The 14,612-nt window shown below is 64.2% G+C and carries 18 protein-coding genes; 8 read left to right on the top strand and 10 right to left on the bottom strand.

All coding sequences use genetic code 11. From position 1 onward, the window contains the following. Nucleotides 1-13: 13 nt before the first annotated feature. Complete coding sequence (locus Q0L57_RS02590) at nucleotides 14-724, top strand: SIMPL domain-containing protein (RefSeq protein ID WP_296737531.1); 711 nt, start codon at nucleotides 14-16, stop codon at nucleotides 722-724. A 169-nt stretch (nucleotides 725-893) separates the two neighbouring features. Here Q0L57_RS02590 and Q0L57_RS02585 read toward each other — a convergent pair whose 3' ends face one another. After that, nucleotides 894-1,247: a hypothetical protein gene (locus tag Q0L57_RS02585; RefSeq protein ID WP_296737529.1), complete on the bottom strand. Its 354-nt coding sequence runs from the start codon at nucleotides 1,245-1,247 to the stop codon at nucleotides 894-896. A gap of 259 nt (nucleotides 1,248-1,506) precedes the next feature. After that, entirely contained in the window at nucleotides 1,507-1,953 is a 447-nt protein-coding gene (locus Q0L57_RS02580) for a YcgN family cysteine cluster protein (protein WP_296737528.1), read from the bottom strand. 198 nt (nucleotides 1,954-2,151) lie between these two features. Here Q0L57_RS02580 and Q0L57_RS02575 point away from each other — a divergent pair, with 198 nt between their 5' ends. Both Q0L57_RS02575 and Q0L57_RS02570 read left to right on the top strand, forming a co-directional pair. Beyond that, nucleotides 2,152-4,599, top strand: coding sequence for an OmpA family protein (locus Q0L57_RS02575; RefSeq protein ID WP_296737526.1), 2,448 nt, complete (start codon nucleotides 2,152-2,154; stop codon nucleotides 4,597-4,599). Nucleotides 4,600-4,897: 298 nt separating this feature from the next. Continuing rightward, nucleotides 4,898-5,416, top strand: coding sequence for a TIGR00645 family protein (locus Q0L57_RS02570; protein WP_296737525.1), 519 nt, complete (start codon nucleotides 4,898-4,900; stop codon nucleotides 5,414-5,416). Between the two features lie 8 nt (nucleotides 5,417-5,424). Here Q0L57_RS02570 and Q0L57_RS02565 read toward each other — a convergent pair whose 3' ends face one another. The 3 genes from Q0L57_RS02565 to Q0L57_RS02555 form a co-directional block, all read right to left on the bottom strand. After that, nucleotides 5,425-6,291 (bottom strand): NAD(P)-dependent oxidoreductase, encoded by an 867-nt coding sequence (locus Q0L57_RS02565; protein WP_296737523.1) that lies wholly within the window; start codon nucleotides 6,289-6,291, stop codon nucleotides 5,425-5,427. A gap of 107 nt (nucleotides 6,292-6,398) precedes the next feature. Next, a complete protein-coding gene (locus tag Q0L57_RS02560; RefSeq protein ID WP_296737522.1) occupies nucleotides 6,399-7,043 on the bottom strand; it encodes a helix-turn-helix transcriptional regulator in 645 nt (214 codons plus the stop codon). A gap of 1 nt (nucleotide 7,044) precedes the next feature. Then, on the bottom strand, nucleotides 7,045-7,920 hold the full coding sequence (locus Q0L57_RS02555; RefSeq protein ID WP_296737520.1) for a S1C family serine protease: 876 nt from the start codon (nucleotides 7,918-7,920) through the stop codon (nucleotides 7,045-7,047). 167 nt (nucleotides 7,921-8,087) lie between these two features. Here Q0L57_RS02555 and Q0L57_RS02550 point away from each other — a divergent pair, with 167 nt between their 5' ends. Then, on the top strand, nucleotides 8,088-9,035 hold the full coding sequence (locus Q0L57_RS02550) for a trypsin-like peptidase domain-containing protein (protein ID WP_296737519.1): 948 nt from the start codon (nucleotides 8,088-8,090) through the stop codon (nucleotides 9,033-9,035). Here Q0L57_RS02550 and Q0L57_RS02545 read toward each other — a convergent pair. Further along, entirely contained in the window at nucleotides 9,032-9,460 is a 429-nt protein-coding gene (locus tag Q0L57_RS02545) for a VOC family protein (RefSeq protein ID WP_296737517.1), read from the bottom strand. The genes Q0L57_RS02550 and Q0L57_RS02545 overlap by 4 nt on opposite strands. 66 nt (nucleotides 9,461-9,526) lie before the next feature. Here Q0L57_RS02545 and Q0L57_RS02540 point away from each other — a divergent pair, with 66 nt between their 5' ends. Next, nucleotides 9,527-10,123, top strand: a complete 597-nt coding sequence (locus tag Q0L57_RS02540; protein WP_296737516.1) for a TetR/AcrR family transcriptional regulator — start codon at nucleotides 9,527-9,529, stop codon at nucleotides 10,121-10,123. Nucleotides 10,124-10,168: 45 nt separating this feature from the next. Here the strand turns inward: Q0L57_RS02540 and Q0L57_RS02535 are convergent, their stop codons facing one another. Continuing rightward, nucleotides 10,169-11,131: a LysR family transcriptional regulator gene (locus tag Q0L57_RS02535; RefSeq protein ID WP_296737514.1), complete on the bottom strand. Its 963-nt coding sequence runs from the start codon at nucleotides 11,129-11,131 to the stop codon at nucleotides 10,169-10,171. A 111-nt stretch (nucleotides 11,132-11,242) separates the two neighbouring features. Here Q0L57_RS02535 and Q0L57_RS02530 point away from each other — a divergent pair, with 111 nt between their 5' ends. Further along, nucleotides 11,243-11,881 (top strand): FMN-dependent NADH-azoreductase, encoded by a 639-nt coding sequence (locus tag Q0L57_RS02530; RefSeq protein ID WP_296737512.1) that lies wholly within the window; start codon nucleotides 11,243-11,245, stop codon nucleotides 11,879-11,881. 75 nt (nucleotides 11,882-11,956) lie between these two features. On the opposite strand, the gene Q0L57_RS02525 is transcribed toward Q0L57_RS02530, so the two are convergent. Then, nucleotides 11,957-12,256 carry an HlyU family transcriptional regulator gene (locus tag Q0L57_RS02525; protein WP_296737510.1) on the bottom strand — a complete coding sequence of 100 codons (300 nt, stop codon included), beginning with the start codon at nucleotides 12,254-12,256 and terminating at the stop codon, nucleotides 11,957-11,959. 54 nt (nucleotides 12,257-12,310) lie between these two features. Continuing rightward, nucleotides 12,311-12,952: a TetR/AcrR family transcriptional regulator gene (locus tag Q0L57_RS02520; protein ID WP_296737508.1), complete on the bottom strand. Its 642-nt coding sequence runs from the start codon at nucleotides 12,950-12,952 to the stop codon at nucleotides 12,311-12,313. Nucleotides 12,953-13,127: 175 nt separating this feature from the next. Here Q0L57_RS02520 and Q0L57_RS02515 point away from each other — a divergent pair, with 175 nt between their 5' ends. Both Q0L57_RS02515 and Q0L57_RS02510 read left to right on the top strand, forming a co-directional pair. Further along, nucleotides 13,128-13,805, top strand: coding sequence for a PspA/IM30 family protein (locus Q0L57_RS02515; protein WP_296737505.1), 678 nt, complete (start codon nucleotides 13,128-13,130; stop codon nucleotides 13,803-13,805). 49 nt (nucleotides 13,806-13,854) lie between these two features. Continuing rightward, nucleotides 13,855-14,115: a YiaA/YiaB family inner membrane protein gene (locus tag Q0L57_RS02510; RefSeq protein ID WP_296737502.1), complete on the top strand. Its 261-nt coding sequence runs from the start codon at nucleotides 13,855-13,857 to the stop codon at nucleotides 14,113-14,115. A gap of 72 nt (nucleotides 14,116-14,187) precedes the next feature. Here the strand turns inward: Q0L57_RS02510 and Q0L57_RS02505 are convergent. Continuing rightward, on the bottom strand, nucleotides 14,188-14,612 hold a 425-nt coding region (locus tag Q0L57_RS02505; RefSeq protein WP_296737500.1), incomplete at its 5' end, for a PadR family transcriptional regulator.

Here is a 14,612-nt window from a genome sequence, read left to right as displayed (position 1 = left end):
TCGAGGAGTTTTCATGACCAGATATCTTTTGCCTGTCGCGCTCGCCGCCGCGGTCGCGTTTCCCGCGCTGGCAAGCGCCGCCGACACGCAGCCCCCTCCCCGCATCGTCGTGTCTGGCGAAGGTGAGGCGACCGTGGCGCCTGACATGGCTATCCTGACGCTCAGCGTCATGCGCGAGGCCAAGACGGCGCGTGCGGCGCTCGACGCGAACAACGACGCCATGGCGGCGGTGATCTCGGCGATGAAGGCGGCCGGCATCGCCGACCGAGACCTGCAGACCGCGGGCATCCAGATCAACCCGCGCTACAATTACACCAACAAGGCCGACGGCAGCCAGGAGGCCCAGCTCGTCGCCTATCAGGTGACCAACACGCTCTCGGTACGCGTGCGCAATGTCGACAAGACGGGCGATATCCTCGACAAGGCGGTGTCGCTGGGCGTCAACCAGGGTGGCGGCATCGCCTTCACCAACGACGATCCCAAGGCCACGGTCACAGAGGCGCGCAAGAAGGCGGTCGCCGACGCGATGGCCAAGGCCAAGACCCTGGCCGAGGCAGCCGGCGTCAGCCTCGGCCGGGTGATCGAGATCACCGACCAGAACATCTTGCCGATGCCGATGCCGATGAACGCCAAGGCCTTCGATGCCGCCCGCGCGGCCGTGCCCGTGCAGGCTGGCGAGAACGCCTACAACGTGCAGGTAACCGTCACCTTCGAGCTGAAGTGATGCCGGCCAAACTGGGCCGATCCACATGAAAAAACCCCGGAGGGACCGATCCTCCGGGGTTTTTTCGAGCCACGCGCTTCAACTGCTTGAAGGGGCTCAGCTACTCAAAGGTGATCCTCGCTGAGGATCATCCTATAGGCGATCTTCGCAGAAGATCGCCTTTCCAACCTCAGCGAGCGATGATCGGGCAGCCGCGCTCATTGGCGAAGACCACCACGACGCGGTCGCCATACTGGCGGCCGACCACCTTCACCACGCTTCGGTTGACATCGACGACGCGGGCGCGGCGCAGCCCCATGCGCTCGGCCTTGTCCAGCGCGCGATCCGGCGAGCAGCCGCGCCAGTCGCGATCCCGGCGCCAGTCGCGGCGGTAACCGTCATTGTCTCCGGTATAGACGCCGAAGCGCGGATCCTGGTTGTTGCCGAAACCAAGATAGAGGCTGTCGGCGTGAGCCGGGATGGCGCCGAGCGTGCCAAGCCCGACAAGGGCCGAAAGGGCTGCCGTCTTGATCTGGTTGAACATCGTTTCTCTCTCCTTGTTGTGGGCTCTCGCCCGTCGAAACCGATGGTTGGAGAATGCCTCTTCCTGTCTGAACTTTTTGCGAACCGGCCATTCATTTCCGGTTCATATAAGCGCGAACCCGCAGGGTTCGTCGCTCGTCGTCAAAACGCTGATCCTTTTAAGCGCGAACCCGTCAGGGTTCGTCGCCCTTAAACGCGAACCCGCAAGGTTCGTCGCAAAGCGCGAACCCGTCAGGGTTCGTCGTCCACATGCGAACCCGTCAGGGTTCGTCATCCAGCACATAATCGAAATAGTCTTCAGGCTCCGCCAGATCGGTTTCCTTGGCCTTTACCCGGCCACGGATCGAAATACCGGCCTCGTGCACGGTCTCCGCGCTTCCCGAGATCAGCCTGTGCCACCAGTAGAGATCCCGGCCCTCGGCGACGAGCCTGTAGGCGCAGGTCTTCGGCAGCCAGGTGATGGTGCGCACGTTCTGCGGCGTCAGTCCGACGCAATCGGGCACGCGGGCCAGCCGGTTGGCATAGTCGGTACAGCGGCATTTCTCGGCGTCGAACAGTCGGCAACCGACGCTCGTCCAGTAGATTTCGCCGGTATCCTCGTCCTCGAGCTTCGACAGGCAGCACTTGCCACAGCCGTCGCAGAGTGATTCCCACTCGGCCGGGCTCATTTCCTCAAGCGTCTTGGTTTTCCAGAACGGTGCGTTCATGTGCGTGGATTTGGCCCTCCGGAGGCTTTCGGTCAAGCATTGCTGTCACACTGACCCGGTATCAACATTACAAAAACACGAAATTGCCTTCAAAAGGCCAGCCGGACATTCTTGGTTCGCGCCAATGCCTTGCAAACGGAACCAATCACGGTTGATGAAAGTTTGGGCAGGGATGGGACCCCACTAGGAGAAATTGACATGAAACGCCAACCACGGATTCTGGCGGGTACGGCAATCGGCCTGCTGATGGCATCCGCGCCGTTGGGCGCGTATCCGCTGCAGGAAAGTGCCGCTTTCGGCCCCTCGCACGGCGCGGCGCTGATTTTGGCACAGGCCGCATGCGCCGAGGGCGAATCGGCGGAAGCCTGCGCCCAGAAGCAGGGGGAGCCCAAGAAGAGGCAGGCCCAGCCCGCCGAGGGTGAGCAGCCGGCGCAAAAGCCGCAGAGGAAGCAGCAGCAAACCGAATCCGCGCCAGCCCAACAGGAAGCGCCCGCAGAGTCCGAACAGAAGCCGCGCAAGAAGCGGCAGGATCAGCAGCAGATGGACACCGGCCAGTCGGGTGAAGCGGCCCCGGCCCAGCAGCAGTTGAACCAGCGCAAGAAGCGCGACCAGCAGCAACAGACCGAAGGCGGCGCCAACCCCGCTGAGCAGCCGGCTCCGGATCAGTCGCAACAGCGCAAGAAACGTAACCAGCAGCAACAGCAGCAGACCGAGTCCGCGCCCGCCGAGCAGCAGGCGCAGCCTGAACAGCCGCGCAAGAAGAAGAATGCCCAGCAACAGCAGACCGAGAGCGGCGGCGCATCGTCGGAGCAGCCCGCGCCGGACCAGCAGCAGCCGCGCAAGAAGCGCAATCAGCAGCAACAGACCGAGCCCGCGCCGGCCGAGCAACAACCAGCCGAGCAGCAGGCGCCGGCCAACGACAACCAGCCCAAGAAGCACAAGCAGGGCCAGCAGGCTGCCCCGGCAGAGCAAGCACCGGCCGCCGAACCCTCGCAAAAGCCGGAGCAGAAAAAGAAGCCCGCGGAAACCACGCTAACGCCGGAAACGACCCCCGCGCCGTCCAACAACCAGCCGTCCTCCGGCGAGGCTTCGCCGAAGCTCAAGCCATTGCCTGTTCCCGGAACCGAGCAAGCGCCCGCCCAGGGCGAACAGCCTCAGGGCCAGACCAACAAGCAACACAAGAAGCCCGTTGGCGAACAGCCGACTACAGGCGAGCAGCCTGCAACGGGGCAGCAGCCAGCTACCGGCGAACAGCCGGCGACAGGCGAGCAGCCCCAGGGCAAGACCAAAAACGGCAAGAAGCCTCTGGGCGAACAGCCCGCCACGGGCGAGCAGCCTGCCACCAATGGGCAGCCCGCGACCGGCGAGCAGCCCGCCAAGGGCAACCAACCGGCCAAGGGCAACCAACCGGCCAATGGTAATCAGCCGGCCAATGGTGGCAATGCGGCCCAGGGCGCAAAGCCAGCGAATCCGAACGAGGCGCCTATCCTGGACAGCCAGAAGGACGCCGCGCGCAAGAACGGTGGTGGCCAGAACGGCAATGGCCAGGCTGGAAACGGCCAGGCCGGCAATGGGCAAGCCGGCAACCAGGCCGGACAGCAAGGCGCTCAGCAGCCACAGCGTCCGGCCCCCGTTGACCAGGGACCGCCGCCCACTGACGACAAGGCGGCACAGCAGGCGATCAAGCCCGAGAAGATCGTCCCCGTCACGGAAGAAAAGGGCAAGCGCGTCGACCTCACGCCGCAGGAAATCGTGCGTGATCGCCGCCGCCCGCAGGGCGCGGACGTCGTGAAGCAGTTTGGCGATCGCGTGATCATCCAGTTCAACAACCAGACGATCGTGGAAAGCAACGAGGCTCCCCGCATCACCCGCGGCGCCAAGGATGTCTACTACGAGGATCTGCCACGCGGTCGAACCCGCGAAACCGTCTTACGAGACAACGGCATCCAGATCGTTACCATCCGCGACCGGAATGGCGATGTCGTCCAGCGTTCTCGGATCATGCCGGACGGCCGTGAGTATGTGTTGAGCTACGTCGACGAACGCTATTACCGCGATGTCGACGACTGGCGCGATCCGGGCGACGACCTGCCGCCGATGCGCCTCGACATTCCGCAGCGGGACTACATTCTCGACTCCCAGGAGGTGGAAAGCCCGGACGATTACTACACCTTCCTCGAGCAGCCGCCGGTGGAACGGGTCCAGCGCCTCTATTCGATCGACGAGGTCAAACGCTCGGCCCGCGTGCGCGACATCGCACGCCGTATCGATCTCGACACGTTGAACTTCGATTTCGGCTCGGCCACGATCTCCGATGCCGAGGTGCAGAAGCTCGATGGCGTCGCCAATGCCATGGAGAAGCTGCTGCAAAAGAACCCGGCCGAGACCTTCCTCATCGAAGGCCATACCGACGCCGTCGGCACGCCCGAAGCCAACCTCGCCCTGTCGGATCGACGGGCCGAGGCAGTGGCTGAAGCGCTCACCAACGCCTTCGGCATCCCGGCGGAGAACCTGACCACGCAGGGTTATGGCGAGCAGTATCTCAAGGTGAACACGCCCGGCCCGAACCGTGAAAACCGGCGTGTCGCCATCCGCCGCATCACCTCGCTGGTGGCGCCGGTGGCGAGCAATAGCGGACAGCAATGAGCGTTTGATTTCAAGGTCCTGATCCGATTTTCGGAATCAGCGCAAGATGAAGGCCCGCCCGGATCCGGACGGGCCTTTTCCTTTGCAGGCTCAAGAACAATTGTCCTGCCCGCCCAGCCCTGCTCATTGAATCGCCGCATTGCGCGCCCCAGATTCCAGTCAGGGCGTTCCCTGCCCCCATCCCGGCTCCAGCGGGATGCAGAAGCCCCGCCGGCCCCTCTCCGGCGGGGCTTTTGTCTTGAAAATGTAATCCATCTGCCCGAAATACGACCGGTACCGAAACCGACCGGAAGGCCTCATGAAGCGTCTCGAACTCGCCATCGAATCCATCATCCTGGCCTCGCGCTGGCTGCTGGTGGTCTTCTATCTGGGGCTTGGCGTGGCGCTCGCGACCTACGCGCTCTCCTTCGGCAAGAAGCTCTACGAGTTCCTGCTCACCGCCTTCACGCTAGGCGACACCGACACGATCCTGAAGATGCTTGGCCTCATCGATGCCGCCCTCGTAGCCTCGCTCGTGGTGATGGTGATCATTTCCGGCTACGAGAATTTCGTCAGCCGCTTCGACGACCAGGATGGCGGCGGCGTGCATTGGCTCGGCACGATCGACGTAGGCTCGCTGAAGGTCAAGGTCGCCTCGACCATCGTCGCGATCTCGTCCATCCACCTGCTGCAGGTGTTCCTGAACTCGGTCTCCTACACCACCGATCAGCTGATGTGGCTGACCATCATCCATCTGGCTTTCGTCATTTCGGCCCTCATGCTGGCCTATATCGACCGGCTGATGGGTCTGGGGAAGTCCAAGAAGGAAGAGGCCTGAGTGGGTCCTCAGTAGAGGTTCTTGATCTTGGTTTCCGTCCGGGCGAACACCTCATCCGGCACGAAGAAGTCGCCTGCCAACGGGCCTGTCGCGCCCGGCGCATAGGCCGAGAAATCCGTGACCCCTTCGGCGCGCAGCACCTCCTCGTCGATGTAGAAATTGCCCGTCGCCTGGCGGGACGGGCGCATGAATATCGCATGCGCCGCGTCGGCCATGATGTCGGGTGAACGGCTCATCGCCGCCACCGTGGCCCCGCCGAGCAGATTGCGCACAGCGGCCGTATCGATCGTCGAGATCGGCCACAGCGAATTGACCGCGATGCCGTCCTTGGCGAACTCGGCGCTCATGCCCAGCGTGCACATCGACATGCCGAACTTGGCCATGGTGTAGGCGACATGATTCTTGAACCATTTGGCTTTCATATCGAGTGGCGGCGCCAGATTCAGGATGTGAGGATTCTTAGCCAACTTCAGGTGGGGAATGCACATTTTCGACACCAGGAACGTGCCGCGCGTATTGATCTGGTGCATCAGATCGTAGCGCTTCATGTCGGTCTCCAGCGTGCCGGTGAGCTGGATGGCGCTGGCATTGTTGACGCAGATGTCGATGCCACCGAACCGCTCGACGGTTTTTGCCACGGCATCGGCCACCTGGATTTCGTCGCGGATATCGCAGAGCATCGGCAGCGCCTTGCCGCCGGCCTGCTCGATCTCCTCGGCCGCGGTGTAGATGGTCCCCGGCAGCTTCGGATGCGGCTCCGCGGTCTTGGCCGCGATCGTCACATTGGCGCCGTCCCGCGCCGCGCGCAGAGCGATCGCGAGCCCGATGCCGCGCGATCCGCCCGAAATGAACAGCGTCTTTCCCTTGAGCGACATTTTTCGCCTCCCTCTTCAAATGTGAGAGGCAACTTGCGCGGGGGACAGGCGTGAAGCAAGGCCCCAAGCGCCAGATCGAGATTACCCTGCGTCGTGCCGAGAGCGGCCTAGACCAGCACCAACCCCTGCCGCATGGCGATGGCGATCGCATCGGTGCGGTTGGCGGCGCCCAGCTTGATCAAGATCGCGGCGACATGGAACTTCGCCGTGTGCACGGAAATGTTGAGCCGCCTTGCAATAACCTTGTTGGGCGCGCCTTCAGCAAGCAACGCCAGCACTTCCGCCTCACGCGGCGACAGTGCCGGGTGAGGCCGATTGTCGTCCAGCGCTTCACCGTCGGAGGGCTCGTCGTGAAAATCGTCATGCGCAACCTCCGACGGGCCTACTCTGCTGACGCGATAGCCCGCAGCAGCCAGCCGCGCCGCCGCGGCGACGAGCAAGCCGTCGGCCGAAGCCGGCAGTGTCGCGAACACGTTCCCGATCGCCCTGTGGGGATCGGCGCGACCGGAGAGCAGCACAGCGGGCGTTGCAGGGCTTACAGCCCTGCTTTCCAGCGCCGCCTCATCCACCACGGCCGCATCCGCCGTCTGACCCGTGCCGCTTCCGGCGAGCGTCGGCAACAGGTCATCGCTCGCGGCAAGCGCCTCGGCCAGTTGCTCGGCGCGCTCCGCGTCACCCAGCGCAATGAGCACCGTCAGCCGGTGTGCCACCGGCTCGGTTCTCGCGATCGCTTGTGCTGCGCTGTTCGCCATCTCAGCTCAACGGCTTCTCGCCGATGGTGATCGCAACGTCGCGCTGCGCGCCGCCGCTGAGCACGCCGAGCGTCACGATGACGCCCGCACTATCCGGACCTAGCTTGCGGATCAGTTCGCGTGGTCCCTGCACCGCTTCGCCGTTCCAGGCGACGATGATGTCGCCGACATGCAGGCCTGCGGCCTTGGCCGGCCCGCTGTCGTCGAGGCTCATCACCATGGCGCCGCGGCTGTCCCCATTGCGGATCGGGTGCAGCCCGGCGCCCAGATAGCCGCGGGCGACGTGGCCCTTCTCGCGCAAGGTCGCCACTGCCCGCTCGATCGTCTCGTAAGGCATGACCAGCACCCGCCGGCGCGGCCCGAACAGAAGCATGCCGATCAGGCCGCCCTTGGCGTCGAGCACCGGTCCGCCCTCGAAACGGCCGCCGGTGTTGATGGCGAGATTGATGCGCCGGTCGATCGTGCCTCCGCGCATCGAGCGCCAGGCCGGCCCGACCTCGCCGACCGTGCCGAGCACGGCAAGCGCTGCCCCGTCGCTGCTGCCGGCGGCGACCGCCAGATTGCCGGGGCGCACGGCGCCGGCCTGCGCCAGGTGCGGCAAGCTTGCCGCCGTCGAAGCCGGCTTCAGCAATGCAACGCCGGTCGAAGGATCGCGGCCGATAAGCTCCGCCTTGACGGTTTCGCCGGAAGCCAGCGTCAGCTCGATCTCCTCGCCCGCCTCGACCGCTTCCTCGGCGGTGACGAAATAGCCGTCGCGCCAGTGGAAGGCGCTGGCGGTGCGGTGATGATGGGTGACGAAGCTTGCCAGCGCCGCAGCGGCGCCGGCAGCGACATCGGCGATGGCATCGGAAAATGCACTGAGGTTGAACTCGCTCATAACAATATCTCCTGGGTTCGGTGCCCCAGATATCGCTCGACACGAAGCCTGCCGGTACTCGCCTGACGGCTAGTCGGCCAGAGAACTGGCCAAGTGGTCAGGTCGCGGCAGGCACGGTCGCTTCGCACATATAGTCATCGCTTTGCCGAATGACACGGAGCCCACCCATGGCTTTTGCCGCCGAGAAACTCCAATCCGACGACACCCTGCTCGATTCATATTCGATGACCGTGGCCGACGCCGTCGACCGCATCGGACCTGCCGTGTGCCGCATCGAGCGGGTTGGCGCCGGCGGGCATGGCTCGGGCTTCGTCATCGCGCAGGACGGGCTGGTGGTCACCAACTTCCACGTCGTCGGCGACGCGCGCGCCGTGCGCGTCACCATGCCGGACGGCGCGACGCGCGAGGGACATGTGCTTGGCCGCGATCCCGACACCGACATAGCACTGGTGCGCGCCGACGGCAGCTTTGCCGATGTGGCGCCGCTCGGCGATTCCAAGCGCCTGAGGCGGGGCCAGATCGCGATTGCGATCGGCAATCCGCTCGGCTTCGAATGGACGGTTACCGCCGGCGTGGTTTCCGCGCTCGGCCGCTCGATGCGCGCCTCGACCGGGCGCTTGATCGACGACGTCATCCAGACGGATGCCGCGCTCAATCCCGGCAATTCCGGCGGTCCGCTGGTGTCGTCCGCGGGCGAGGTGATCGGCGTCAACACCGCCATGATCCACGGCGCGCAAGGCATCGCCTTCGCGGTCGCCTCCAACACCGCCAATTTCGTCATTTCCGAGATCATCCGCTTCGGCCGCGTGCGCCGCGCCTTCATCGGCGTCTCAGCTGACACCACCAACCTGCCGCGCCGCGCGGCCCTGCTCTCGCAGGTCACCACAGACACGGCGGTGCGGCTGCGCAGCGTCGAGAAGGACAGCCCGGCGGCGAAAGCCGGGCTGAAGGAAGGCGACATCATCGCGGCCATCGATGGCCGTCCCATCACCGGCGTCGATGACCTTGTGCGCATGCTCGATGCCGAACGCATTGGCCGTGAGACGCTGTGCACGGTCGTGCGCCGCACCGGCGTCAGCCACGTGGCAGTGACGCCGGTGGCACGGGCTAGCTAGACCCGCTCTGCAGCGCCCTCGGCATATTGCGCCATGAACTCGTCGCTGGGCGGGATCGGCTTGATGACGTCGATCAGCACGCCGTTCGGGTCGCGCGTGATGAAGTGGCGCTGGCCGAACGGCTCGTCGCGCAACGTGCGCAGGATCGGAAGGCCGGCATCGACGATGCGCTCGTAGACCGCGTCCGGATCGCGGACTTCGAAATTGATCAGCAGGCCCGACGCGCGTCCCCGCCCCTCCTCGGGGATCGTCTCGTGATCGCCCTGGACGATACCGAGGTTGACGCGCTTGTCCTCGCTGGAGCGCAGATGCACGTACCAGTCGCTTTCGAACAGCGGCTCGAAGCGGAAGTGCTCGATGTAAAAGGCCACCGTGCCAGCGACATCGCCCGTCATCAGCACCGGATAGTAGCTCGTGGTCTTCATCTTTCTTTCTCCACTCATTCAACATACAGTCTGTATGCAAATGCAATTAACATACAGGCTGCATGTATGCAACAGGACTTTGGACGCCGTTCTAATCGCGACCGCACCGAGGCGACGCGCGCCGATCTGATCCGGGCGGCGCGAAAGCTGTTCACGGAAAAATCCTATGGCGAGACCGGCACGCCGGAGATCGTCGCCGAGGCTGGCGTGACGCGCGGCGCGCTCTACCACCATTTTGCCGACAAGCAGGCGCTGTTCGCCGCCGTCGTAGAACAGGAGGCGGCGGCGGTCGCGGCCGAGATCGAGCACGCTTCGCCGTCGACGCTCTCGGCCCGCGACGCGCTCATCGCCGGTTCGGACGCCTATCTCGCGGCCATGCGGGCGCCTGGCCGCACGCGGCTTTTGCTGCTCGATGGCCCCGCGGTCCTCAGCCGCGCCGCGATGGACGGGATCGACAACCGGAACGGCAACCGTTCGCTGCGCGAGGGTCTTGTCGCGGCGATGCGGGCCGGATCCATGGTGAAACTGCCGCTCGAAGCGCTGACCGCGCTGCTCGCCGCCGCCTTCGACCGGACGGCCCTTGCGGTCGAGGCGGGAGGCTCGGTCGAGGACTACCGCGCCGTGCTCATGTCGCTGATTGACGGGCTGGCTTCTCGTCGCTGATGATCCCGACCAGAGGTTCAGGGAAGGACCATCCGCAAGTGACGACTACGGCGTCGGCTGGACGTCTATCGGGATACCCGGCGCTGTAGTCGCCGGTTCCGGCTCGAACTCGTTGAAACAGCCGAGCTCCCGTTTGAACTGATCGATGAGCCAGGCGGCGACCGGTTTCGGACTGCGATCATTGCGGTGCATGGCAAACAGCGGCGCGTTCGTTTCCCTGTAAGGCTCGAGGTCGAGTTCCACCAGGCGACCGCTCGCAAGGTCATCGGCGATCAACCAACGCGGCAACCCGCCCCAACCCAATCCCGCGCGCATGAGCGTGTGCTTGGTGCGCATATCCGTCAGCCGCCAGGTTCGGTAGGCAAAGACGCCGTAGTCGCGGCCCTTGGTCCGTTCGGACTGATCGGTAACGACGAGCTGGGTGTATTCGCGCACGTCCTCCAGCGCCACTGGCTTCGGCAGTTGCGCCAGCGGGTGGCTGGGCGCGGCGGCCGGCACCATCGACATGAAGCCGACGGCGACCAGATGCACGTCGATGACCTCGCCCAGCAGCCCACCGATACCGAGATCGGACTGCCCGCTGAGGACCAGATCCGGGATGAGTCCGAGCGTGCCGGCATGCAGCCGCAGCATCACCGTTGGAAATTGCGCCTCGAAAGCTTTCAGCACCCGCACGAGCACTGGCGACGGCAGCGACACGTCGACGGCCAAGTTGACTTCGGCTTCCAGTCCCTGATGGTAGCCGTCGGCGCGTGAGCGGATGCGCTGCAGGACCCCGATCATGCGCCGCGCGTCCTCCAACATCGCCTTGCCGATATCTGTCAGCTGCGGCTCGCGTACCCCCTCGCGCTCGAACAGCTTGAGACCGAGCTGCGCCTCCAGATTGGCGATGCCGTAACTGACCACCGACTGCGCGCGGTTAAGCTTGCGGCCGGCGGCCGAGAAACTGCCGGTATCGGCCACCGCAACCAGGATCTGCAATTGGTCGAGTGTCGGGTTCGGTTGCATGATCAATCCATATTGTTGATGGATACCATGCAAATTATACCAGTTCTCCTGATAGAGCGGCAATCCCATATTGGCGGGGAAAGTTCAATCCAACCCCAAGGGGACACCGTCATGTCTATTCTGCTTGTTACATCCAGCCCGCGCGGCGCTGCTTCGCACTCGACCCACGTCGCCACTGATCTCGCCGAGAAGCTCGTCGCCGCCGATCCGTCGAACACGCTTGTCGTGCGCGACCTCGTCGCCAACCCGCTGCCGCATATCGATCCCGACTACGCGACCGGCATCTACACGCCGGCTGAGGCCCGCACGCCGCGCCAGGCTGAGGTTGTCGGCGTTTCCGACGTCGTATTGGACGAGCTTTTCGCGGCCGACACCGTGATCCTGGCGACCGGCTTCATCAACTTCAACATCTCCTCGACCTTGAAGTCGTGGGTCGACCATGTCGCCCGGTCGGGCAAGACCTTTGCCTATGGCTCGAACGGCCCGAAGGGCCTCGTTGCCGGCAAGAAGGTCTACATTGTGCTCGCTTCCGGCGGCATCTATTCGGAAGGCGCGGCCGTGCAGATGGACCATGCCATTCCTTATCTGCGCAGCGTGCTCGGCTTCCTCGGTATGACCGACGTCGAAGTCATCCGCGTGGAAGGCGTCGGCATGGGCGCTGATGCTGTTACAGCCGCTCTCGCCAAGGCCACCGCCAAGGTCGACGCGATCGCCGCTGCGGCCGCCAATGCGGAAAAGGCTGCGGCATAACCTACCCGACGAAAAAAGGCAGGCGCCACCCGGCGCCTGCCTTTTCGATTCCAGAACAGACCGAGGCGACCGGCGTCAGCCGAACATCTTCTCGCCCTGCTCGTCGACCAGTTGGATGCCCTTCTTTATCGAGATGTCGACGGCATCGTCCAAACCTGCGAAACGGTCGGCGCGGATGAAGCGGTGCTCCTTCATCACACCATCCACTTCCTTCGAGACAACGCCGCAGGTCTGATATTGGCCTTCCGCCTTGTAGGGCGTGGCACTGATCAGGAACCCCTTGTGCTCGACCTGCTTTGCCGGCTTCGCGGTTCCGGGTTCCGTTGCCTCGCCGCCACCGCCACCGCCGCCGAAAAGACGCTTCAAAAAAGACATAGCTCGAAACTCCACTCCCTAGCGAACCCCGGAAGAATCACGGCATCGCCTTGTTCATACTGGCTTTGTCTTAGCATGCGCGAATGCGCCGCCGCGTTCCAGCCCCCTGACGAAAACGCCGACGAGAAGCTCTACCTGATGCCAGATCTCTTCTGCCTGGCGGCTGTCCGACTTCGCCACGTAGCCGCTGGTCACGATGCCGTGCACGCTTGACCACAAGGTCCGCGCCGCCAGCGCACGGCGATTGTCGTCAAGGTCGAAGTCGCCTGCCTTGAGCACGCCGGCGACGATATCGAAGAGCTCGTCGAGCCGTGCGTCATAGGCGTCTGGCCCCGGCCGCGCGGCGCGACGACGGTTGAAGGCAAGCACCGCCGGCCAGCTGCCGGGGTGCGCTTCGACGAACCGCACATAGGCGGCGGCCATCGCCAGGATGCGATGCCTGACATCCGTGACGCCTTGCCTCTCGAGTTCGGCCATGGCGTTGATGCCCGCCGCGCCGAGCCGATCGAGCAACCGCATGTTGACGGCGCGGTGCACCTCGTCGAGATCCGCAAAGAGGTTGTAGATCGAACCGACCGAGATGCCCGCCTGCTCGGCGATGGTGCGGGCCTTCAAATTGTCCATGCCGCCCTCGTTGAGCAGCGTCTCGGCGATGGCGAGCACCTTCTCGCTCATCTCTTCCTTGTTCAGCGCCATTCCGTTTCCTGACCTCGCGCCCGAAAGCTGGCAATACCCCTTCCGGACCGTTCCTTCCTGCAGCGTTTACCATGTCCGACGCCTCGTGAACAGCGTTCAAAATAGTTCTTGAACAATGTTCATTTCCTGCTATGTTGGCTTCGTGAACAACGTTCACAAGAACAGGGAGAAGACCATGCTTAACCTGATCAAGACATTGCTGGACGGCGCAAGCGCTCGCGCCGAGGACAATCTGAAGGATCGTTTTGCCATCGACCTGCTGGCCCAGCGTATCCGCGACGCCGAAACGGGCCTCGCCGCCGCCAAGCAGACGCTTGCCGCGCTCATCGTGCGTCAACGTGCCGAGCAGTCCGGCCTCGACCAGCTCGGCCGCCGCATCGCCGATCTGGAGACGCGCACCCTCAGCGCGCTTTCTGCCAATAACGAGGCCCTGGCCGAAGGCGGCGCCTCGGCCATTGCCGAGCTGGAGAATGAACGCGAGGTCCGCCGCGCCACCGTGAAAAGCCTGGGCGAGAAGACATTGCGGATGCGCCTTTCCGTCGAGCAGGCGCATCGCCGCATCGTCGATCTCAACCAGGGCATGATCTCGGCCCGCGCGATCGACGCCGAGCGCAAGGCCCAGTCGCGCCTCAACCGCTCGATCGGCCGCACCGCAAGCATCAATGAAGCGGAAGAGTTGCTCGCCCGCATCAAGGAAAGCAGCGATCCGTTCGAGGAGGCGGGCATCCTCGACGAGATCGACGGCGAGCTCCGCCACGAAGCGATCCGCGACCGCCTGGCCGAAGCCGGGCACGGGCCGGCCACCAAGGTCCGCGCCAAGGACGTGCTCGAACGCCTCAAGTCACTGAACTGAAATTCAAATCCGTCGAAACAGCATCAGATCAATTCAAGGAAGCAATACGATGAACGGCAATCAGACCTATATCCTCTTCAACACCGTATCGGTGGGCGCTGCCTATTTCATGCTGGCGCTGTCGCTGTGGCTGGCGCCGGTCGACCTCTCGACCAAGGGCTACTGGGCCATGGGCGTCCTGTTGCTGACCGGCAGCCTGGTGAATCTGGTCAAGTATCGGACCGACGAGCGGCTCTCTGCCGAGATGACCTCCAAGATCGAAAAGGCACGCAACGACAAGCTGATCAGCGAATATGTCGGCAAGGAGTGATCGCTGCCGATCGGCGGCCAAAAGAGAAGCCCGGATGATCCGGGCTTTTCTTGCGAGATGAAACCGTCGGCCTCAGCGGCGCGATAGCGCCTCGAGCGCTTCGGCGGCATTTTCCAGGATGCTGATGGCCTCGGCCTGTTTTTCGGCCGGCGCGTCGACGATGTCGCCGAGCGCGGCACGCAGACGGTGGCGGATGGCGCGAAATTCGTCGCGCGCTTCCGAACGGCTGCCACGACCACCACGGCCCTCGCGCCGGTCATCGCCTTCGTCGTTCCAGCCGAACCAGTCGCGCGCCTTGGCCATCTTGCGGCCGAAACGCTCGAGATGGTCTAGCACGTTGTCGATCATCTCGCGGTTGTCGGCGAGATGATCACGACCCGCCTCGGTAATGGAAAAAACCTTCTTGTTGCCTTCGCTCGCCGAGACGGCATAGCCGGCCTCTTCCAGGAAGGTCAGCGTCGGGTAGACCACGCCCGGGCTCGGGCTGTAGATGCCGC

The sequence above is a fragment of the Mesorhizobium sp. genome, from assembly GCF_024509055.1.
Classification (GTDB): domain Bacteria; phylum Pseudomonadota; class Alphaproteobacteria; order Rhizobiales; family Rhizobiaceae; genus Mesorhizobium.
The sequence above is the reverse complement of the archived record's forward strand: the minus strand, read 5'-3'. Positions and strand labels throughout refer to the sequence as shown.

Coding starts and splice junctions, on each gene's coding strand:
- Q0L57_RS02585 (WP_296737529.1), bottom strand. CDS start 1,247: ATGTTCAACCAGATCAAGACGGCAGCCCTTTCGGCCCTTGTCGGGCTT.
- Q0L57_RS02510 (WP_296737502.1), top strand. CDS start 13,855: ATGAACGGCAATCAGACCTATATCCTCTTCAACACCGTATCGGTGGGC.
- Q0L57_RS02565 (WP_296737523.1), bottom strand. CDS start 6,291: ATGTCGCTCAAGGGAAAGACGCTGTTCATTTCGGGCGGATCGCGCGGC.
- Q0L57_RS02530 (WP_296737512.1), top strand. CDS start 11,243: ATGTCTATTCTGCTTGTTACATCCAGCCCGCGCGGCGCTGCTTCGCAC.
- Q0L57_RS02545 (WP_296737517.1), bottom strand. CDS start 9,460: ATGAAGACCACGAGCTACTATCCGGTGCTGATGACGGGCGATGTCGCT.
- Q0L57_RS02580 (WP_296737528.1), bottom strand. CDS start 1,953: ATGAACGCACCGTTCTGGAAAACCAAGACGCTTGAGGAAATGAGCCCG.
- Q0L57_RS02550 (WP_296737519.1), top strand. CDS start 8,088: ATGGCTTTTGCCGCCGAGAAACTCCAATCCGACGACACCCTGCTCGAT.
- Q0L57_RS02575 (WP_296737526.1), top strand. CDS start 2,152: ATGAAACGCCAACCACGGATTCTGGCGGGTACGGCAATCGGCCTGCTG.
- Q0L57_RS02520 (WP_296737508.1), bottom strand. CDS start 12,952: ATGGCGCTGAACAAGGAAGAGATGAGCGAGAAGGTGCTCGCCATCGCC.
- Q0L57_RS02555 (WP_296737520.1), bottom strand. CDS start 7,920: ATGAGCGAGTTCAACCTCAGTGCATTTTCCGATGCCATCGCCGATGTC.
- Q0L57_RS02525 (WP_296737510.1), bottom strand. CDS start 12,256: ATGTCTTTTTTGAAGCGTCTTTTCGGCGGCGGTGGCGGTGGCGGCGAG.
- Q0L57_RS02570 (WP_296737525.1), top strand. CDS start 4,898: ATGAAGCGTCTCGAACTCGCCATCGAATCCATCATCCTGGCCTCGCGC.
- Q0L57_RS02560 (WP_296737522.1), bottom strand. CDS start 7,043: ATGGCGAACAGCGCAGCACAAGCGATCGCGAGAACCGAGCCGGTGGCA.
- Q0L57_RS02515 (WP_296737505.1), top strand. CDS start 13,128: ATGCTTAACCTGATCAAGACATTGCTGGACGGCGCAAGCGCTCGCGCC.
- Q0L57_RS02535 (WP_296737514.1), bottom strand. CDS start 11,131: ATGCAACCGAACCCGACACTCGACCAATTGCAGATCCTGGTTGCGGTG.
- Q0L57_RS02590 (WP_296737531.1), top strand. CDS start 14: ATGACCAGATATCTTTTGCCTGTCGCGCTCGCCGCCGCGGTCGCGTTT.
- Q0L57_RS02540 (WP_296737516.1), top strand. CDS start 9,527: ATGCAACAGGACTTTGGACGCCGTTCTAATCGCGACCGCACCGAGGCG.